General features: G+C 36.8%; 16 protein-coding genes and 1 tRNA gene. 2 read left to right on the top strand and 15 right to left on the bottom strand.

Annotation, left to right across the window (positions count from 1 at the left end):
- Nucleotides 1-26: 26 nt before the first annotated feature.
- From M9C83_02160 to M9C83_02125, 8 genes are all read right to left on the bottom strand, one after another.
- Nucleotides 27-968: an SMP-30/gluconolactonase/LRE family protein gene (locus M9C83_02160; GenBank protein URQ67024.1), complete on the bottom strand. Its 942-nt coding sequence runs from the start codon at nucleotides 966-968 to the stop codon at nucleotides 27-29.
- Nucleotides 969-1,075: 107 nt separating this feature from the next.
- Nucleotides 1,076-1,558, bottom strand: a complete 483-nt coding sequence (locus M9C83_02155) for a hypothetical protein (GenBank protein URQ67023.1) — start codon at nucleotides 1,556-1,558, stop codon at nucleotides 1,076-1,078.
- Between the two features lie 71 nt (nucleotides 1,559-1,629).
- Nucleotides 1,630-1,720, bottom strand: a tRNA-Ser gene (locus M9C83_02150).
- 28 nt (nucleotides 1,721-1,748) lie between these two features.
- On the bottom strand, nucleotides 1,749-3,368 hold the full coding sequence (locus M9C83_02145; protein URQ67022.1) for a choline dehydrogenase: 1,620 nt from the start codon (nucleotides 3,366-3,368) through the stop codon (nucleotides 1,749-1,751).
- A gap of 71 nt (nucleotides 3,369-3,439) precedes the next feature.
- Nucleotides 3,440-3,988 (bottom strand): alternative oxidase, encoded by a 549-nt coding sequence (locus tag M9C83_02140; protein ID URQ67021.1) that lies wholly within the window; start codon nucleotides 3,986-3,988, stop codon nucleotides 3,440-3,442.
- A gap of 123 nt (nucleotides 3,989-4,111) precedes the next feature.
- Nucleotides 4,112-4,993: an alpha/beta fold hydrolase gene (locus tag M9C83_02135; GenBank protein ID URQ67020.1), complete on the bottom strand. Its 882-nt coding sequence runs from the start codon at nucleotides 4,991-4,993 to the stop codon at nucleotides 4,112-4,114.
- Between the two features lie 5 nt (nucleotides 4,994-4,998).
- Nucleotides 4,999-6,879 carry a TonB-dependent receptor gene (locus M9C83_02130; GenBank protein URQ67019.1) on the bottom strand — a complete coding sequence of 627 codons (1,881 nt, stop codon included), beginning with the start codon at nucleotides 6,877-6,879 and terminating at the stop codon, nucleotides 4,999-5,001.
- 91 nt (nucleotides 6,880-6,970) lie between these two features.
- Entirely contained in the window at nucleotides 6,971-7,546 is a 576-nt protein-coding gene (locus M9C83_02125) for a nitroreductase (GenBank protein ID URQ67018.1), read from the bottom strand.
- Nucleotides 7,547-7,610: 64 nt separating this feature from the next.
- On the opposite strand from M9C83_02125, the gene hemH reads away from it, so the two are divergent.
- On the top strand, nucleotides 7,611-8,609 hold the full coding sequence (hemH, locus tag M9C83_02120; protein ID URQ67017.1) for a ferrochelatase: 999 nt from the start codon (nucleotides 7,611-7,613) through the stop codon (nucleotides 8,607-8,609).
- 213 nt (nucleotides 8,610-8,822) lie between these two features.
- On the opposite strand, the gene M9C83_02115 is transcribed toward hemH, so the two are convergent.
- From M9C83_02115 to M9C83_02090, 6 genes are all read right to left on the bottom strand, one after another.
- The gene (locus M9C83_02115) at nucleotides 8,823-10,895 is read right to left on the bottom strand and encodes a TonB-dependent siderophore receptor (protein URQ67016.1); all 2,073 of its coding nucleotides are present in this window, start codon (nucleotides 10,893-10,895) and stop codon (nucleotides 8,823-8,825) included.
- 188 nt (nucleotides 10,896-11,083) lie between these two features.
- Nucleotides 11,084-12,313 (bottom strand): aspartate kinase, encoded by a 1,230-nt coding sequence (locus M9C83_02110; protein URQ67015.1) that lies wholly within the window; start codon nucleotides 12,311-12,313, stop codon nucleotides 11,084-11,086.
- 21 nt (nucleotides 12,314-12,334) lie between these two features.
- On the bottom strand, nucleotides 12,335-15,133 hold the full coding sequence (gene alaS / locus M9C83_02105) for an alanine--tRNA ligase (protein ID URQ67014.1): 2,799 nt from the start codon (nucleotides 15,131-15,133) through the stop codon (nucleotides 12,335-12,337).
- Nucleotides 15,133-15,834, bottom strand: coding sequence for a dienelactone hydrolase family protein (locus tag M9C83_02100; protein URQ67013.1), 702 nt, complete (start codon nucleotides 15,832-15,834; stop codon nucleotides 15,133-15,135). Before M9C83_02100 ends, alaS begins: the two co-directional genes overlap by 1 nt.
- 1 nt (nucleotide 15,835) lies before the next feature.
- Complete coding sequence (locus M9C83_02095; protein ID URQ67012.1) at nucleotides 15,836-16,360, bottom strand: gamma carbonic anhydrase family protein; 525 nt, start codon at nucleotides 16,358-16,360, stop codon at nucleotides 15,836-15,838.
- A 13-nt stretch (nucleotides 16,361-16,373) separates the two neighbouring features.
- Nucleotides 16,374-16,952: a CoA pyrophosphatase gene (locus M9C83_02090; GenBank protein URQ67011.1), complete on the bottom strand. Its 579-nt coding sequence runs from the start codon at nucleotides 16,950-16,952 to the stop codon at nucleotides 16,374-16,376.
- Nucleotides 16,953-17,020: 68 nt separating this feature from the next.
- On the opposite strand from M9C83_02090, the gene M9C83_02085 reads away from it, so the two are divergent.
- Complete coding sequence (locus M9C83_02085) at nucleotides 17,021-17,557, top strand: NUDIX hydrolase (protein URQ67010.1); 537 nt, start codon at nucleotides 17,021-17,023, stop codon at nucleotides 17,555-17,557.
- 2 nt (nucleotides 17,558-17,559) lie between these two features.
- Here M9C83_02085 and purL read toward each other — a convergent pair whose 3' ends face one another.
- Nucleotides 17,560-21,444, bottom strand: coding sequence for a phosphoribosylformylglycinamidine synthase (purL, locus tag M9C83_02080; protein URQ67009.1), 3,885 nt, complete (start codon nucleotides 21,442-21,444; stop codon nucleotides 17,560-17,562).
- Between the last annotated feature and the right edge of the window lie 104 nt (nucleotides 21,445-21,548).

The raw sequence follows: 21,548 nt of genomic DNA, 5'->3' as shown, positions 1-21,548 counted from the left end.
TTAAAAATTCAACAGAAGGTTATATATTATTCTTTAGAGACTTTTATTAGCGCGGAACCTAAATTGGCTACATAGAATGGCTGAGAATTATCTCCAATTATCATCCCTGTTAGAAGCCCAGGCATGTCACCTATAAGCTCTTCAGTAAGAAGATCTGCGAAACCTTCTCCATTCTCCATATCTTGTAAGCCTATTTGCAAATTTTCATGACCTACCTCTGTCTGTGCATCAAATACAACTGAAGTGTCTCCAGTTTCTAAATCTATTGCCAAAATTTGGTTTGACAATAGTGACGCTACCCATAATCTGCCATCATGATTGAGCTCCATATTATCAGGCGTTGGTATACTTGCTAATATTACTTGGTTTGAAAGTGAGCCTGTCGACAAATCCAAATCAAATACGAGGACTCTATTTTTCATCATTTCTGAGAGATAAAATTTGTTACTTCTCTCATCTATGTAAAATCCGTTCGCAAAATAAAGTCCGTCTATGATCAATTCAGGAGTTACTTCACCTTCAAAACTTGAAATACGATATAAGGCACCGTCTGGAATAGCTCTCTCTAGAGCTTCAAACACTCTTTCCTCATTTTGATTTTCGGTTGATTGAGTGAACCAAACTGCTCCAGTTGAATCTTCTCTCGCAGTGTTTACTCCATACTCATGAGAATAGAGAATTTCTGTTGAGTTACTTTCAATAGAAGATTTATAAATTTTTCCGTTGAAGACATCCGCAGTGAGGACAAATTTTTTATCCGGTGACAGGTGCACGCCGTTTGGCCCGGATTCAACTTTTGGAGGATTATGTGCATATTCCAAAGCTTCAAAATTACCAAAAGGAGTTACATTTCCAGATAGATCAATTTTAGCTAAACCATGTCTTTGATCAGCAACGATTAAAGTTCCATCATCAAGTATGACACCATCTTCGGCTCTAGAAAGTTGATTACCTTTCGGATATTCCATTCCCTCGGATAAACTCCATGAAGATTTATTAGATGAACTATCTTCAGCAGAGCAACCAATAATAAAAAGAATAATAAAAGGTAAAAGGTTTTTTTTGAAAGATTGATCTAATCAAGTGGTACTAATTTATTTTTATACAGTCTAGTTGCCACCAATAGGTCACTGTTATATTCATTTATAGATAATATTTTTCCATCTTTAAATTTATAAACAAAAACATACTTATTATCATATTCTCCGTTTATACCTTCGGCATCTCCTTCCATAATAACGGCCACACCGCTCTCATCTCCAATCATATCTGTAGTAGTTAAAGTTATGCCATTTGGCAATAAAGCACCAACAACATTGGGTATCCAATCATCAAAGTAAGCTTCTCTATCAAATGCAATATTCGATATTTCAGTCTCTCCCATAAAAGTAAAAGTAAAATCTGGATGCGTTAAAGGTTGAGCCGACTTTGGATTTTCTGATAATGCTAAATCAAGAAAATTTCCTGCCATTTTTTTATTTTGCTCAGTTTTATCTGATCCTGAACAGTTAATTAAAAAAATTGTTAAAAATGTTAAAGCTAAACTTTTTAAATTCATAATTATTCCTTGTTGTACAGAAATATTAACTGAATTAAGTTGCGGATGTTATTTTTTTTGCATAGATAGGCTGGCGGAGAGGGAGGGATTCGAACCCTCGATAGGGGATTACCCTATACTCCCTTAGCAGGGGAGCGCTTTCAACCACTCAGCCACCTCTCCGGGACAGTCTATTCTAAGGCTATGTCTATTATTGTCTAATGGAATCTGCTGCCTTCTCGGCAATCATGATTGTAGGTGCATTAGTATTACCTCCAATCAAGGTAGGCATGATTGAAGCGTCTACAACCCGCAAACCTTCAAGGCCGTGCACCTGTAAATTATTATTTACAACCGCCATGTCGTCATCACCCATTTTGCAAGTGCCTACAGGATGATAAAGGGTTTCTCCTGTATTTCGTATCCACTCATCGAGTTGATCATCATCGTCAACATCTACATCACTACCAGGCTTAGATTGATCTCCTCTGTAAGGATCAAATGCCTTTTGTAAAAAAACTCTTCTTGTTTCTCTAAGTGCATTTCTGGTGTCTATCATATCTTGTTCTTCAGATAAATAATTCGGGAACATGAGAGGCTCATCACTTGGGTCAGAGCTTTTGAGTGCTATATGCCCCCTACTTTGTGGTCTACATATATAAATTACAGCTGTGAATCCATGATCTTTATCCACACCTTCTCGACCATGAAGATCCTTTGTCTGAATTGAAGTAAAATGAAGTTGAGTGTCTGGGATGTCTTTATCAGGACTAGATTTGAAGAAAGCACCAGCACTTGTTGGGGGGTATGCAGCATCTCCAGTACCAAACAAAAGGTATTTCACTCCAGATAACCCTGTATTTAATAAACCGGCTGATCTATGAAGTGTTACTGGCTGAGTTGCATAAAAGGAATTTAGTACTCCATAATGATCCTGAAGATTTTTTCCAACTCCTTTTAACTCATGAACGATATTTATATTATGTTTTTTTAATTCTTCAGGGTCCCCTATTCCACTATTCATTAGTATCTGAGGAGAATTAATAGCCCCAGCAGACAAAATGATTTCCTTATTTGATTTACAGATGAATGTCTCTCCATCTTTTAGATACTCGACACCGATGGCTTTCTTTCCTTCAAAAAGAATCCTATTAACCTGTACATTTGTCTCTGTTGATAGGTTTTTTCTCTTGAGTGCGGGATGAAGATATGCTCTTGCAGCGCTCCATCTTCTAGGTCCAAAAGTTGTATTTTTCATGGTATGTTCGTATCTAGAGAATCCCTCTTGTTCTTTACCATTAAAGTCATCGGTTAATGGGAAACCGGCTTCTTGGCCTGCTTCTAGAAAAACATCCATTAAAAGATCATCTGTTCGGGAAGATTTTTTTACATTCAATGGCCCATCAAATCCATGAAACTCATCATCTCCATCACCTTGAAAATTTTCAGCTTTTTTAAAATACGGCAGAACATCATCATATGACCATCCTGTATTACCAAGCTGCCTCCATAGATCATAGTCATAAGAGTGACCACGGATATAGACCATTGCATTTATCGAAGATGAACCACCCCAAACCTTACCTCTTGGCCAGTAAAGTTTTCTATTATTAGTAGTTGTTTCAGGCTGAGTCTCATAACCATAATTTAAGTTACTTTTTTTAGGTACTATTTGTGAATAGCCTGAGGGCATATGAATAAAGAAGTTTCTATCTTTGCCACCCGCTTCAATACTAAGAACAGAATCTTTTCCATTCTCAGAGAGTCTATTAGCCATTACACAACCTGCACTCCCAGCACCAATGACGATGTAGTCAAAATTTCTTTCCATTAAATTCCCCTAAATTAAAATTTTAGAATAGGCAATTCTAAGCTAAAAACAAGTAATAAAAATGGAAAGATTTAAGAATAGTTATCTGCGTAAGAATGATTTACTTTGCTATGTTTTTGTTCATCATTTCTTACGGCTATTATTAGATCAGAAAGTTTAGCATTACGATCTAATCCGTAATATTGAATGGCAAGCAAAGGAGCTTGGAAATTTTCAATTTCACCATCTTCAACCTTTTGTAAATACTCTGTGTAACTCTTTACAGCCTCATCTTCGAAATAGCCGATCATTCTATGGGCTGTCCTGGTGAAAAATAAATACATTATTAAGTAAAAAAACCCGAATATCATTTGCGCTAATAAGACAAGGAGTCTCTCAAAAAAATTAGGTTTCGCTATTTCAATAAAGAACATCAGATGCATTCTTTCATTTTCAGCTTCCGCCAACATCTCTCTGATAGATTCACCGTAACCCACTTTCATAGATCTGAGGCTCTTAAAATGCATTAGTACCCCAGCTACCATTCCAGGCACTCCTGCAACTGTCTCCAAGACAACAGCCCTATGCCCGTATCTATCAACAAAAAAGGTGTCTGCTATGAATCTAAAGAAGCGAGTCATAGAGTGAGCAAATTTGTCCGATATTAAAACCGGAAGCATGGTTATGAGAGTTTTGATATTATTAAGAATTATATGTTGGTATAAGCTGTGATTATATAGAGTAAATCTTAAAAGTAAATTCTTTTATGCGCCTTTAATATGACCAATAATCTTTTGCGTGATTTCTTCTGTAAGTTCCTCAGGTATTTCATGCCCCACCCCTTCCAAAGTCATCAATTCCGCATTTTTTATGCCTTCTGCTAGAGCCTGTCCATGGTCATAAGGAAGTATTGCATCTTCTGTTCCATGAATTACTAATGTAGGGATATCTATCTCAGATAATCTCACTCCTCGATGAGGGCTTTGACCTACAGCTGCTCCATGTCCTGGAAAAGGATTGTGCCCATGAGCAATAACATCCTTGGCTTGTTCTCTAAATTTTTCTTCATTAAATGGAAATCTAGAACCACTTAAAACTCTATAATTTACTACTAGAGCATCCTCATACTCACCTTCCATATTTAATTTCATGGATTCAATAATAGCCTCCATCATCTCTTGTGTGGGACCTTGCAGATTTGAATCTTCTAGTCCGATACCTGGAGATGACATTATAGGAGTTAATGATGAAACCCGATCCGGGTAATCTAAACCAATTACTTGGGTAATCATGCCCCCCATAGATGCACCTATGATATGAGCTTTTTGTATATTTAAATGATCCATAAGTGCCACTGCATCGGATGCCATATCCTCTAGGGTATAAGAGACTTCAGAGGCTACAACTGATCCAGCGTCAATATTAAAGGTTGGCTCAGTGGTAACCCAAGTGCTTTTACCAACATCTCGATTATCAAATCTAACAACGTGAAAACCTGATTTTACAATTGGATTTATGAAATCCTCTCTCCATAAAAGTGCATTTGCATTCGCACCCATAATCAAAAGGACGGAAGGGTTAGAGGGATTGCCGAAGTCTTCCCACCAAATATTGATGTTGTTTACTTCGGCTATTCCTTCAGACATATAGATTAGGAATCAGATAACTGAGCAAGAATTTCAAATTCCATGCCCTCTAAAGTTGCTTCCTGTGCGTTAACCAAATCAGCAATTGGAGTACCATTTACAATTCTTCCAACTGTAACCTGTTGATTTTCGTAAGTTGTACTAAAGGCAGTAGCGTTCACTCTTAACCTGTTGTCAAAGAATTCTCCCTTCATTCCAAATTCATAGTTGTCAGATGTTTCAGGTAAGAAACGTCTCATAGCAACGTCACCATTAAAGCCACCACTTGAATATCCTTTACTGTAACTAGCATAGAAAAGTACATCATCGGTTTGCTGATAACTGAGGATAGCTCGTGGAGTTGTCTCGCTGTACTCAACCGTTCTTGTACATCTGTCTGATGTGGCAAAGCCAAAGGCATTTGTAACCATAGTTGGACAAGCATAAAACAGATTAAAAGTTCCGGGCATTCCAATAGCAGCAGCATCCTCATAGAGTTTGGAGCTTCTAGTATATTCTCTTTCATCTTCTGTATATCTTGCACCTATAGTCAGATCTAATTTATCGCTCAAACCGTAAGTACCCTCGAAAAATACAGCCTGATTTTGCATATTAGTGATACTTCCTTGAGTCTCACTTCCAAGTAACTTAGTTTGTAATGCTACTGCTGCAAGCGCAGGAGGGAGCAAAGGTGAGGGGTTTACACCTCTAAATAGAGGAACATCAATGGTTGCTTCACCATCCTCTTCAAAAGCATAAAGACCAATAACCCAATCCATATTTTCTGTGGACCCCGAAAGTCTCAGTTCTTGTGACCATTGTTCATGAGTCATTGTGTCATCGTGAATCTCTAAAAAGTTGACTCCAGGTCCATTTCCCATTACCCATCCCCAAGTTCCGTTAAATGCATCTAACTCTGAGTAATTACTGATAGACTCAATAGTTCCAACTTCCGTTTCAAAGATTTGAGTTAGGGTAATAGAATCTTTTTCAGCCGTATTGTTCTCATTAGGAGAAGTATCCAGAGAAACATCTTTTGTTGTAGACCTACAATTTTCTTTTAATGCATCATATATCCCAAAGATATTTGCTACAGCTCCCAATCCTCCAGAAAGAGCGCCATTCTCTGGACCTGTGAATCTACATGAACCTAAAGCAGCCCTTTCATCTTGGTCAAATCTACTAAATGCTAAGTTTGCCGAGTAAGCATCCGTATCATATTTGAGTTGTGCCCTGAAAGATGTTGTATCTTCGTTTCCTCTATCATTTCCAGTTATAGAATTGATGATAAAACCATCCGTTTCCTTGGTTAAAAATGAAAATCTAAACGCTAATGAATCACTTAGAGGTGTATTGAACATACCTTCAATCAATTGATGACTATCTGATCCTGCACCTAGTCTGATTTTACCTTCAGTCTCTTGAGTGGGTTGATTAGTGATAATGTTTATCAATCCTGCTGTCGTATTTTTGCCAAATAGTGTTCCTTGAGGTCCTCTTAAGACTTCTACTCGTTGAAGATCATACAAGTCAACTAGCCCTCCTTGAGGTCTAGCTGCATATACGCCATCTGTATAAAGTCCAATTTTCGGATCATGAGGTATAGCCCAGTTCGCCTGGCCAATTCCCCTCATGTATACCTCTAGAACACCACTGTTAACAGAAGATGCTTGAATACTTAAGTTAGGTGCTAACTTTTCAATATCTGTTAACTCTACAATGTTCCTGATCTCTAGCTGCTCTTCATTCAAAGCACTTATAGGTATTGGAACGCTTTGTGAATACTCGGCCCTCTTTCGCGCCGTAACAACTACTTCATCGAATACAGATACTTCTTCTTCAGCAAATATGCTCGTTGAAGGAATAGTTATAAGCGAAAGGCATAATAAAAAATTCCTTGTTTTCATTTTCTCCCCTGTTTTTTAGTGAAATTTAATCTATGTAAGAAACCACTTTACTATCTTATGTAACATTTAGACAGCTTTTGGGTGACGAGACTTATATTATTTTTGTCAAAAAATCGTCGATATTTAGCTCTGGAATAGATTTACCTTGTCTAGTGGGTGTTCCAACGTAAAGGTAACCTATTATCTCTGAGTTTTCTGGTAACTTTAAAGCCTCAACTACATATGGGTTAAAGGCCATTTTTCCTGTTCTCCAGACTGCTCCATAACCCAATGAATCAATTGCAAGGAGTATGTTTTGAGCAGAAGCACCTAAAGATAGCAATTGTTCTACTTTTGGCACTTTAGGATGTTCTTTAACATCTGCAACAAGAACTATTATCATAGGGGCTCTGAAAGGAGCATTTTCTAACTTTTGCTTTAGCTCATCAGTTAAGGAATCATCATCCTTCATTGCTGCATCCAAAAAAGCCTTAGAGAGTTTATGTCTTCCTTCTCCTCTTACTTCCAGATATCGCCAAGGTCTAAGCCAAGCATGATCAGGAGCACGTAATGCAGCTTTATATACTTCAATCATCTCTTCTTCTGAAGGTGCAGGCTCTTCAAGAAATGGGATTGAGTTTCGTGTCTGTATATCTTTTAAAATTGACATTATTTTAGATTTGCTCATTTTACTATACTTGCAATGTATAAATTAGATTATCTTCATTTAAACTTAATCTATAATTGCCTCTATGAAAGGCATTCTTTTAATAAATTTGGGCTCTCCTAAGGACTTAGAATTTAAATCAATCAAAGATTATTTAAAAGAGTTTTTATCAGATGATCTTGTCATCGATTACCCGAAATTTTTACAGCAAATTCTTGTGAATTGGATAATTGTTCCTTCCAGGTATAAAAAGACTCGAGAAGCTTATTCAGAGATATGGACAGATCAAGGCTCCCCTCTTATAAATAGCACTTTACACTTAGGAGAAAAAATAAGCTCTAAGGCAGGAGTTCCTGTTGAAGTCTCTATGAGATACCAATATCCAAGTATTGAAGAGGGTTTGCTTAAGCTGAAAAATAAAGGTTGCTCTGATATTTTTGTTGTTCCTCTCTACCCTCATTATGCTATGTCGACTACGTTGACTACAGAAAATGAAGTGAAAAGGATTGCAAGTGAATTGAATTTAGGTCTCAATTTAAAATTTATTGGTACTTTCTACAATAAAGAAGAATACATAAAGAGTTTAAGTGCTGTGATAGCTAGTAACAGACAAGAAGATAGCGACTTTCTATTATTCAGCTATCACGGAATTCCAAATCGCCATCTATTGAAAACGGATCCAACAAAAAAACACTGTCTTAAGGTTGAAAGCTGTTGTGATGTGCAATCAGACGCAACACCTTTCTGTTACAAAGCTCAAGTTTTAGAAACATCTAAGTTGTGTGTAAACGAATTAAATTTAAAAGATCATGAGTGGGGAGTTTCTTTCCAGTCTCGTATAGGTCCTGGTTGGATAGAGCCGTTTACAGATAAAGAACTAGTTAATTTAGTCAATCAAGGAATAAAAAAACTAGATGTTGTTTGTCCTGCATTCGTAATAGACAATCTTGAGACACTTGAAGAAATGAATATTAGTGGCAGAGAGACTTTTTTGGATGCTGGTGGCGAATCTTTTAATTACATACCTTGCTTAAATACAGAGGAATCTTGGGTAGATTTCCTCGTCAATGCCTCAAAAAGGTAAAAGGGATCCAGAGGGCCTGGATCCCTTTCTTAATCATCCTTTGGGGAGGGGTATGATTAATCTGTTAATATTTTCAGTCTGTAACAGATTCCGACTAGGGTTAGAACGAGTCCACTGCGCTTGGGACTCGTTCTAGGGCGCGGTTGTAATAACTAATCTTCATAAGTTAACTATATTAGTTATTACATGCTGCACTATATCAACCTTGGTTGATTAGAACCTTCTCGTTATTGACAACCTAGCATTCACTTCTTCACCCACCGATGCTTGGTGAGTACTGTGTGAGTGCGGGAAGTAAACTTCATCTGTAATGTTTTCAACATTCAATCTGATAGTCAGATCTTCGGAAACATCATAGAACGCAGCAAAATCAACCCTTGTATAATCAGGTAGGATTAAACCAGGTTTGTTATTGCTTATATTTGATTCACCCTGTCTAGTGACACCTAAACCATAACCAAACTTGTCGTTGACTTGATAAGTGGTCCAAAGAGACATGGTATTCTCAGGGATTTCTCTAGGCTCTCCTCCAGAAGATGTTTCTCCATCCATGTCACTGTAACCAAATGAAATGTATAGTTGGTCGCTTACTTGTCCCTTGACTTCAAGCTCAATTCCATCTACTTGAAGTCCAACTATCTCAGCACCTTCGCCTGATTCATCTCTTGTAGCGATTGTTTGTTCACTATCAAAGTAACTAGCTCTAAGACTCAAATCAGGGGTAATATCCCAATTAATTCCAATTTCTGAGCTTTCGTATACATCCGGATCAAGAGCTGCTGAACTTGCTGTAAGTTTCTTATATTGTTCACCAGATCTTGGCAAAAAGCTTTCACTATAACTTAGATAGAGTGAGATATTTTCTTGAGGTTTAAATATTATTCCAGCCCTTGGGGAAAACTCATCATCATCTCTTGACTGTGACGAACCAGCCTTGACATCATCAACGGTAATGTCAAATTGATCTAGCCGGCCTCCAAGGAGAATTACTAAGTTATCTGAAAGATCTATTTGATCCTGTATATAAAAAGAAGTTACTTCAATATCTGAAGTTGTACTGCTCTTAAGTTTTGTAGTGTAATCCACCATAGTGGCAACGCCCGCTGAATTAGTAGCTATATTCAAAGGTCTACTTACGTTAAAAGATTCTTTATCTTTTCCTGTAGTTGACCAATATGTGTCGAATCTCACGTTTTTGTTATCTGTATCGATTACTTCAGCTCCTATTAAAAGAGTATGGGTTGCGCCACCTATTTGAAGTTCGTTTACAAGATTGGCAGAAAAAATGAGATTTTCACGCTCGGTTGGGTCATAGTATCCATCAAGAGTAACGACATTTGTCGTTAAATCATATCCTGATGCGTATAAATTTTTATACATTTTTTCAAATTCACTAGAAGTTAACGTAAATATTGCTTTTGAAGTGTCTGTTAAGTCTGAAGTTAAAGTCCCTCTAAATATATCTGCCTCTAACGTAGTCAAGTTAAGATCAGAAGTTCCAAATACCACATCCTTAAGAGCTTCAACGGGCTGCCCATTAGCTGTGGGTATACCTCTATCGATAAAACGTTCATGATCAGCATACTCGTATGAGAGATCCAAAGTAGTTCTGTCACTCATTTGAATCCTTACTGTTGGATTAAATCCAACACGATCTCCATCAAAGAAATCTCTATGGTTTTCTAAAGTGTCACTGTGGATATTTAAACGAATAGCAGTGTTGTCTCCGGTGGCAGTGTTGTAATCAGCTGCAAAATCAAATGCACCGAAATCATCAGCTCCTATATCAAATGAACCGAACTGCTCTCCAATTTTTGCTTTCTTTGTGACCCTATTAAGAATTCCACCTGTTCCACCCCTACCAAATAATAGAGCATTAGGTCCCCTTAGAATCTCAACTTGCTCTATGTTATATAAAGATCGATAGTATTGAACATCATCTCTGACACCGTCTTGGTAAAAGTCAGCAGTTGATCTTACACCCCTGAATACGACTGCATCTCTGTGTCCCTCACCCTGAGAAGTATTTACTCCAGGCGTGTAGCGTATAATATCTCCAATTTCCCTAATGCCTTGTTTTCTTATATCTTCATCAGTAACGATGGATAGACTCTGGGGAACATCTATAATAGCTGTTGGTGTTTTAAGTGCTTTAACTTGATCTGAATAAAGTACTTTACCTTTGACTACTATTTCTTCCACCGGCTCGTCAGCATGCAAATTAACCGTAAGAACCAAAGCCGCTAGTATTAATGCCTTATTAAAAGCTTTAATTATTTGAATCATCTTTTTAACTCCCGTTGTGTTAAATGCCTAATAAGATCCAAATGAGAATGAGAATGAGAATGAGAATGGTTCTTATTAATTGCGAAGCATTATAGATGAGAATGATTCTCATATGCAACAACTTAATGAAGTTTTTTTAAATTATGGGAATTTTGTATCACAGCTGGAATGAAATACTTATATAAAAGCTATTCATCCAGTTCTTTGTCCAAATCAAAAGCATCATGCAATGCTGCTACTGCTTTAGTCATTTCTGATTTTTTAATTACTACTGAGATCTTTATTTCCGAAGTTGTAATCATTGAAATATTTATCTCACTTTTTGCAAGTGCCTGGAACATCTTGCTTGCAACACCTGCATGAGCCCTCATACCTCTTCCGACCACACTAATCTTTGCTATGTCATCATCTACATCTATTAAACCTCCACCTAGGGTAGTAGATGTTTTTTTGAGAATCTCCTCAGCCTGTTTTGTATCATCTTTATTGACGGTAAATGTAAAATCAGTGGTGTTATCAGCCCCAATATTCTGGACAATCACATCCACCTCGATACCAGCATCACTTATTGGGCTTAAAATCTTTGCTGCAACACCTGGAATATCCGGCACGCCTCTGATTGTTAGCTTGGCCTCAGAGTCTATACTGCTTATTCCTGAAACAATTGGTCGTTCCATAATATTTTTCTCCTCTTGAACTAATGTTCCTTCGCCATCGTTAAAACTAGACAACACCCTAATTGGTAAATTAAATTTACTGGCATATTCCACAGCTCTTAATTGTAAAACTTTTGCACCAGAACTTGATAATTCTAACATTTCTTCAAAACTGACCTCCTTGAGAAGCCTAGCTTTGTCATAAACTCTTGGGTCTGTGGTGAAAATGCCATCTACATCTGTATAAATTTGGCATTCATCAGCATCCAAAGCTGCAGCAAGAGCGACTCCAGTAGTATCAGACCCTCCCCTTCCAAGAGTAGTAATGTCACCAGACTCATTCATTCCTTGAAAACCAGTAATAACTGGCACAAAACCTTCATTTAATTCAGAGGTAATCTTACTTACTTCAACATCTAATATTCTTGCCCTACTATGGCTTGAATTGGTTTTTATACCTAATTGATATGCGGTGTAAGACTTACCTTTTATGCCTCTTTTAAGAAGGGCCATTGCTAATAAAGCTACCGATATTTGCTCACCCGTAGATACAAGAGCATCATATTCGCGGAGATCGGGTTCGGGATTAATCTCTTTTGCTAATTTAATAAGCTCATCGGTACTATCTCCCATTGCGGAAAGAACCACGGTTACCTTATTTCCCATAAGAATTTCAGATTCAATATTATCTGCCACAGCTTCAATGCGTTCTGCATCAGCAACTGAGGTACCTCCGAATTTTTTGACGATTAATTTGCCCATAAAAAAGGCGGGTATTCTATATTATTGATTATTTAATGAAACAATTAAGTCTGCAACTGAAGTCAAAGCTAAATCTAAATCATTAGTATTTTCTACTCCACCTTGAGCAAAGTCTGACCTTCCTCCTCCACTTCCACCTAATTGATTGATTAAATGTTTCATTATTTCTCTTGCATCTATGTCTACATCTTTAGAGCATGCAACTATCGCGGGTGCTTTATCTTCAGATATCGATATCAATACAATTATAGAGTTCTCATTTTTATTTCTGAGCCTGTCGGCAATTTCCCTTAATTCTTTTGAGTCAGTATCTTCAAAAGTACTAGAAATGAGCTGATATCCCTCTACAAGCAAAGATGAATCAATTAAAGCCTGAATGGATGACCCTATATCTTCAGATTGAAGTTGTTTTGCTTCTTTTTTCAGAGACTTATTTGTATTCATTAGATCTTCAATTGCCTCAATGCAGGTATCAAAGATTTTAAATTCCAAAGGCCCTCTATTTAACTCTTTCAACAAGTCGTTGTTTTCTTCTTTTATCTGAATAATCTTTTTTAAAACTTGATCATTTGAGCAATTGAGGGCTTTTGCAAAGGATAAATTTTCTTCTTCTAGAAAACGTAAGTAATCCAATGCATCAACTCCATCTCTAGAATCAATATCTTCAATAAAAAGTTCATTAGTAATAGCAGAATAATTTTGCGAAAGCTCATCCAATAATAAATTAGCGCCAACGCCAGTAACTGCCTCTATTCTTCTTACACCAGCAGATACTCCTGATTCAGAAGTGATCTTTAGCATGCCTATTTCGCCTGTCCTCTCAACATGAGTTCCACCGCAAAGCTCAATAGAAAAACCATTTCCAATATTGAGGACACGGACCTCTTCGCCATATTTATCACCAAAAAACGCTATAGCGCCTTTTTCAATGGCTTCACTAATAGGTAAAATCTCAGTGATTGATTCAGAATTCTTCTTAATCTCTGAATTAATTAAATCTTCAATAGCAAGAATATCTTCAGTATCGATAGAACTATTATGAGCAAAATCAAATCTCAATCTTGATTCTTCAACTAATGAGCCTTTTTGTTCCACATGATCGCCCAACACTTCTCTCAGAGCGGCATGAAGTAAATGGGTAGCACTATGATTGCCCTTTATCCTATTTCTTTGTTCAGAATTTATCTCCGCAACTACTGAATCACTCTTTTTTATGGACCCTGATTTAACATGTCCTAAATGAAGAAAATGGTCCCCTTTTTTTTGAGTGTCATACACTTCAAAAATACAATTATTTGATTTTATGAGTCCTGTATCTCCAACTTGACCACCCGACTCAGCATAAAATGGTGTTTGATCAAGCAATATCAAAGCTTCCTCGCCTTCATTAATTTCTTCTTGGAACGATGAGTTCGAAATTATTTCAATCACATTTGAAGTTGACGAATAAGACTCGTAACCTAAGAAATCTGTTTCACCTCTTATATCCAGAGACTCAGGAATTATAGAGTTGAAATTAGAGGAAGATCTTGCACGTTCCTTTTGCTTTTGCATCAGGACTTCGTATGTATCTTCGTCTATAGTTAAGTTTCTTTCTCTGGCAAAATCCGCTGTCATATCAGCTGGAAAGCCATAGGTATCATATAGTTTAAAGACAATTTCTCCTGATATTTCATTACCTTCTAAATTCTCTAATTCTGTTTCAAGAAGCTGCATACCTTGCTCTAGAGTAAGCGCAAATTGTTTCTCTTCCTTTAAGAGATTAGCTTTTATGATCTCTGAGTTCTTTATTAATAGAGGATATGTTTCTCCCATTTGATCTTCAAGAGTAGTAACAAGTTGAGAAAGAATGGGATCTTTCATTTCAAGCTTATAAGCATGTCTTAGAGCACGTCGGATAATCCTTCGTAATACATAACCTCTTCCATCATTTGAAGGAATCACGCCATCCGCAATTAAAAATGAAGCAGCTCTGAGATGATCAGCAATAACTCTCAGAGAAGGATTCGAAAAATCCTCTTCTTTTGTTAACTCCCCTGCCTTAACAACAATAGCCTTTAGTATGTCCGTATCATAATTATTATGTTCATTTTGTATTACAGCTGCCATCCTTTCCAAGCCCATGCCTGTGTCGACGCATGGATTAGGTAGTGGCTTCAGAGATCCATCTTGACCTTTATCAAATTGAGTAAAAACAAGGTTCCAAACTTCTATATATCGGTCTCCTGGTTCATTACCTGGTCTTGGAGGATCGCCTTCAAGATGATCGCCATGATCATAAAATATTTCACTGCATGGTCCACAAGGTCCTGTATCTCCCATTGTCCAAAAATTATCTTCATCACCGAGTCTTGAAACTCTTTCAGGATCAATACCTATCTTTTTGATCCAAATTTCTTCAGACTCATCATCACTATCATGGACGGTTATCCATAATTTTTTTGGATCTATCTTGTATCTTTCTGTTAAAAGTTCCCATGCAAAAGAAATTGCATCTTCTTTGAAGTAATCTCCAAAACTAAAATTGCCGAGCATTTCAAAAAAGGTATGGTGTCTGGCGGTATAACCTACATTATCAAGATCATTGTGCTTTCCACCTGCCCGCATACACCTTTGTGAACTGACCGCTCTTGTATAATTTCTTTTTTCCACTCCTAATAAAAGATCTTTAAAAGGTGCCATTCCGGCATTGATGAATAACAAGGTGGGGTCATTCAATGGAACCAATGAAGCACTCTCGACGAGTGTGTGACCTTTCTCTTCAAAAAAGTCTAAATAAATCTTTCTTACTTCATTCGTTGTAAGAGGAGAAGTTGCCATTAGAATATTTCTGAAAAAAAGTTCATCATTGATTGCCAAGATCTTTTATCAGCATTCTTATTATATTGAACACCAAAATCTAAATCATCAGCATCTGGATTAGTGAAAGCATGATATGCATTACCATAACTATGTAGTTGCCAGTCCGCTCCAGCTTCAGTCATCTCTTTTTGGAATTCGTCCACCATAGCTAATGGAACCATTGGATCCCTTTCACCATGTAAAACTAGAATCTTTGCATTTATACCATCACTTGAAATGTCTGATCCCATCAATAGACCATGAAAACTTACAACACCGTTTAATTCAGTTCCTGACCTAGCTAAATCAAGCACCACTAGACCACCAAAACAATATCCAATTGCTGCAATCTTGGAAGAATCAACACCCTCAAGTTCTTTTCCTGCTTGTAAAGCAGCATTTATTACTGACTTAAGCTTTTCTCTATCTTCCACAAGTGGAGTCATCAAAGATTGATTTTCTTCAGTAGAAGAACCAACCCTGCCATCCCCATACATATCAACAGCCATTGCAATAAATCCCTCCTCAGCAAGCTCACGTGCTTTAAGCTCTACGAAATCGTCTTTTCCAGCCCAAGTGTGTGCTATTAAAATTAAAGGTGCTTTATCTAGTTCAGGATGCGCGACGTAAGCTTTGAAGTTTTGATCGCCTAAGTTGTAATTAATTTCTTGTGTTTTCATATCATTTACCTAAGGATTGAAGTTCAGATTTAAATCTTTTTGAGTTTTGTACATAATGCTTTGCAGATAAGATCAAACCTTGTTGCTGATCTTCGTTAAGCTCACCTTTTACTTTTCCAGGAGATCCCATCACCAGAGAACCATCGGGTATTTCGGTGCCCTCGGTAATTAAAGAATTTGCTCCTATTAAACAACCTCTTCCAATTTTTGCTCCATTTAAAATTACCGAGTTTATTCCAATTAGACTGCCGTCACCTATGGTGCATCCATGCAACATGACTTTATGGCCAACAGTTACGTCTTTTCCTATATTTAGAGGAAATCCCATATCTGTATGCAAAACAGAACATTCTTGCACATTTGATCCTTCACCTATTGTAATTAGTTCTGTATCACCTCTCAAAACAGCACCAAACCAAACGCTTGAATCATTACATAATCTAACCTTACCTAAAACAGTTGCAGACTCGGCAACATAAAAATTGCCATCAATAACTGGTTCATGTTCTCCAAGTCTATAAAGCATAATTTTTCCTCTACTAATTACCTTTTGTTTTTAAATCTATGTTTGCGTCTAAAGCTACATTCAAAAAATCGACAGTCATCATAGCTGTAAGGCCCCATATTATATAAGAGTCATACTCATAGGCGGGCATAAAAAATTTATCTCCATCTCTATTAATTTCGTCATTTCTATGCCTCTTGTCTTCTAAAAGGAACTTAACAGGAACTCTAAAACAAGCTTCTATTTCCTCAGAATTATTATTTAATACAATATCCTCAGGGACTAAGCCCACATAAGGCGTTACGCTGATGTTAAATCTTGAAACTACTGTGTCGATGGGTCCTATAACATTAACTTTTGTTTTATCCAGTCCGGTTTCTTCCTCGGTTTCTCTCAGCGCTGTATTTTCTAAATCAACATCTTCCTTTTCATACATGCCCCCAGGGAATGAAACCTCTCCTCCATGTGTGCCAACTTTATTAGAGCGTAAGGTATATATGAGCTCTGGCTCATTAGATTCTGTAACAGCTATTAGCACTGCCGCTTTTCTTAACTCAGCTACAGGCGGTTTTCCAGAATAGGTTTGTATTTTGTTCGCAATCTTATCTAACATCAATAAATGTAATATCTCATTGAAGATAGTTTATACTTCTGGCGCCTTAATCGAAATAAAATAAGTAAATGAAATACTGCAGCGTGTGTGGTTCTCTGACGGTGAAAAAGATACCTGAGGGTGACAATAGGGAAAGAGACTGTTGTGAAAACTGTGGCACCATACATTATACAAACCCTAAAATTATTGTTGGGACTATACCTTATAGAGGCTCCGCAGTTCTCTTATGCAAAAGAGGTATTGAGCCTAGATATGGAAAGTGGACTTTGCCCGGTGGCTTCTTAGAAAATGGAGAAACTGTTTCACAAGGAGCTTTTAGAGAAACTCTTGAAGAAACGAATACAGAAGTAGAAATGGGCGAACTGTATGCCATCTACAATGTCCCTCAAATCAATCAAGTTTATATGCTTCATTTAGCAAAAGTTATTTCAGATGATTTTTCACCAACTTCGGAAAGTTTGGAAGTGCAGTTCTTTAAAGAAGACGAGATACCATGGGATGAACTAGCCTTTCCTTTTGTTCCAATGACTCTTAAAAACTTCTTTTCTGATGGTAAAGTTGGCGAGTATCCCCTAACTACTGAAACAATTGAGAGAAAAAAATAATCTCAGTTAATAAACTCTCTTGCATTATTAAAGAATTTTATCCAAGGACTATAATGTGTCCATTCATCAGGACTCCAAGAATATTGATCTTTCAAAAATGCTCTCTCGGGATGAGGCATCATAATAGTAACTGTTCCACTGATATTAGTTACTCCAGCAATACCATTTAAAGACCCATTTGGATTTGCGGGATATTCTTCGGTAAAGCTAGCCTTATCATCTGCATATGTAATTGTTGTGTGATGATTGTTATTTAATTCAGAAATATCACTCACGGATGCCTCTACCCGGCCTTCTCCATGAGCCACTGGAACTGGGATAATCGAATCTCCCATATTTTTAAAGAAGATTGAAGGAGAGTCTTTTACAGAAACTTGAACTAATCTTGCTTCAAATTTCTCTGATTTATTTCTCTTGAAATCTGGCCAATTAGTCGCTCCAGGTATTAAAGATTTTAATAAAGACAATGTCTGACATCCGTTACATACTCCTAGTGAAAATACATTTTCGTTATGAAAAAAGTCTCCAAATTGTGTCCTTAAGTCTTTATTAAAAAGAATACTATTTGCCCAACCACCCCCTGCACCTAAGACATCGCCATATGAAAAACCTCCACAAGCAACTAAACCTTCAAATTCAGCTAGAGTATGCCTTGCTGATATTAAATCAGTCATATGTACATCAATGCAGTCAAAACCAACTTCATTAAAAGCTGCAGCCATCTCGTTTTGACCATTAACTCCTTGTTCTCTAAGTATGGCAACTCTAGGTCTAGTGCTATTTATTTGAATTTTTTTAGGTATAGAAAAATTTATTTTCGGTCTCAATCCTAAATTATTTATATCAGAGTCATGTCTAAACTCCGCCTCTGCAGTGATAGGGTTATCTCTTAGAGACTGAATTTCAAAACCTACTTTATGCCAGTTCTCTATTAAAACTTTAAGAGGAAAAGATAATATTTTCTTGTCTCTATAACTAAAATTAATTTCTTTTTCTGTAGAAATACAACCGAGGTTATGAGAATGATCTTTAAGACTCGATTTATCAAGAAGCTCATAAACATAATCTAAATCTTTTGTATTAACCTGTATTACTACTCCTAATTCTTCATTAAAGAGTAAATCAACTAATTTATTATTATCTTCTAAAACGGAATCTAAGTTAATCTCTAAGCCCAATCTGCTTGCAAATGACATCTCAATTAAAGTGGTTATTAGTCCACCATCGGATCGGTCATGGTAAGCCAATATCTTTTTATCAGTTAAAAGCTTGTGAATAGCTTCAACAAAATTCGGCATTTCTTCTAAGCATTCTACGTCGGGCGATTCACCTCCCATCTGTTTATTTACTTGAGCTAAAATGCTGCCTCCCATTCTTTTTTTTCCCTTTGCTAGGTCTATAAAAATTAAGGAAGTATCTTTATCTGCTTTTAATTGAGGGGTTGTCGCAATACTGATGTCCTTAACAGCCGCGAAACCAGACACTATTAATGATAATGGAGATATTACTGACTTATTATTTTTACTTTCAGACCATTCTGTGGACATTGATAAGGAATCCTTTCCAACAGGAATAGTTATATTCCATTTAGGACAAAGATCCATTCCAATAGCTTCTACCGCCTCAAATAGGTCTTTATTTCCATCTAATTTTCCTGGTGAACCCATCCAATTAGCAGAAAGTTTTATGTCTGAAAGCTTAGCAATACCGGAAGGAATTATATTTGTGATAACCTCAGCTACTGAAATCTTTGCGGCCGACTTAGAACTTATTAATGATAGTGGGGTTCGCTCACCTATCGCCATAGCCTCACCAGATTTGCCTGAAAAACTAGTTTTACATAAGCCATAATCTGCAACTGGAACCTGCCAAGGGCCGACAAACTGATCTCTAGAGATTAAACCTGTAACGGATCTATCTCCAATGGTGATTAAAAAACCCTTGCTTGCGACAGTTGGATGTCTTAGAACTTCGCAAAGTAAATCCTCTGTAATTTCTTCTGGTAAATTTAATGTGGAACTATTTTTACTTGAACTCTGAAAAGATAAATGAGTTTTTGGAGGCTTTCCAAAAAGAGTCTCTAAGGAAATACTTATAGGATAATTATCAAAATGGGAATCATAGACTTCAAGATTATTACCATTTGTAATCTCACCGACAACAGAATAGGGGCATCTCTCCCTTAAGCAAATAAAAGAGAATCTTTCTAAATCATCTTCATCAATTGCTAATACATATCTCTCTTGAGATTCATTGCACCATATTTCCATCGGACTCATTCCCGGCTCTGAGTTAGGGATATCACGCAGATTAATTAGGCCACCATGTCCACTGTCTTTTACAAGTTCAGGAATTGCGTTAGAGAGACCTCCTGCACCAACATCATGAATAAATAATATTGGGTTATTTTCATCCTGCCAGCACCTATCTAGCACCTCCTGACATCTTCTTTCCATCTCAGGATTTTCTCTTTGAACTGAAGCAAAGTCTAAATCTGTATCGCCTTCTCCGGAAGATAGAGATGATGCAGAACCTCCACCTAATCCAATTAGCATTGCAGGTCCTCCAAGGACAACTAATTTCGAACCAACTGGAACTCTCTTCTTAAATGCATGCTCTTTTTTTATATTGCCTAATCCACCCGCTAGCATTATCGGTTTGTGATATCCAAAATGAGTATTATTAGTTTTAGCTTCATAAGTTCTAAAATAACCAAGGATATTTGGTCTTCCAAACTCATTATTAAATGAGGCCGCTCCAATAGGTGCATCAATCATTATTTCTAGTGGTGACGCTATTCTATCTGGTTTATCTTCATCTATTTCCCATCTCTCTTTTAGGCTTGGCAAACGCAAGTTAGAAACGGAAAATCCGGTTAAGCCTGCCTTAGGTTTTGCTCCAATTCCTGTTGCACCCTCATCCCTAATTTCTCCTCCAGAGCCAGTGGAGGCTCCTGAAAATGGAGATATAGCAGTCGGATGGTTATGCGTTTCTACCTTAATAACCAAATCAACATCTTCTTTATATGATGAATACTTGCCATCTCGTGGGTAAAACCTTTCTGCTTTATTTCCTGAAAGAATTGCAGCATTGTCTTCATAAGCAGATATGACTCCTTCGGAAGAATTAATATGGGTATTTCTTATCATATCGAAGAGACTATTTGGCTGGGTATTTCCATCTATTGTCCAGCTGGCATTAAAGATTTTATGCCTACAGTGTTCTGAGTTCGCTTGAGCAAACATCATCAACTCTGCATCGGTTGGATCTTTATTAGTCATTGAATAGCTATCGAATAGATACAATATTTCTTCATCGTTAAGTGCCAAACCTAATTCAAGATTGGCTTGTTGGAGGGGGAGTAATTGTTGCGAAGATATATCGATATCTCTTACCGGGTTTGGCTGGAGATGAGAAAAAAGATTAGCGGCATCATTTAAATTTAAAATAATTTCTTGTGTCATCCTATCCGCTAAGAAAGTACCAGCCAGTTTTAAGTCTTGGGAGTTTATTTTTTCTGAACTTGAAAAGTAATCCCCTTTTTCAACTCTCTCAACGAAAGAAAGTCCGCAATTTTTTAAAATTTCTGTAGCTTTTGAAGACCAAGGAGATATTGTTCCTATTCTGGGTGTTATTAAGAAGAAACTTAATGCTGAGAAAATTTGATTATCACTGGCATTCAATAAGCCAAATAATTCTTGTGATTCTTTTTTTGTAACTCTAGAAATATCCTTGTTGAGGAGGCAAAAATAAATTTCTTGAAAACCAATATCTTGTATATTTTCCAGCTGAATAGATTGTCTAAGTTGGTTTAATTTGAATTCAGAGTTATTTTCAGCGCCTAATATGGCAATGATTTTTGGTGAAACTTCGATAATAGAGTTCATTGATATCAAATCAACATTGTAATTAAAGCCATTGCTAAGTAAATACCTTATATAGTGGTTTCACTAAGAAAAAAACACTATATATGGTATACTTTAATTTATTA

Source organism: SAR86 cluster bacterium (genome assembly GCA_023703575.1).
Classification (GTDB): Bacteria; Pseudomonadota; Gammaproteobacteria; order Magnimaribacterales; family Magnimaribacteraceae; genus Magnimaribacter.
This window is presented reverse-complemented; position numbering and strand designations above follow the sequence as displayed.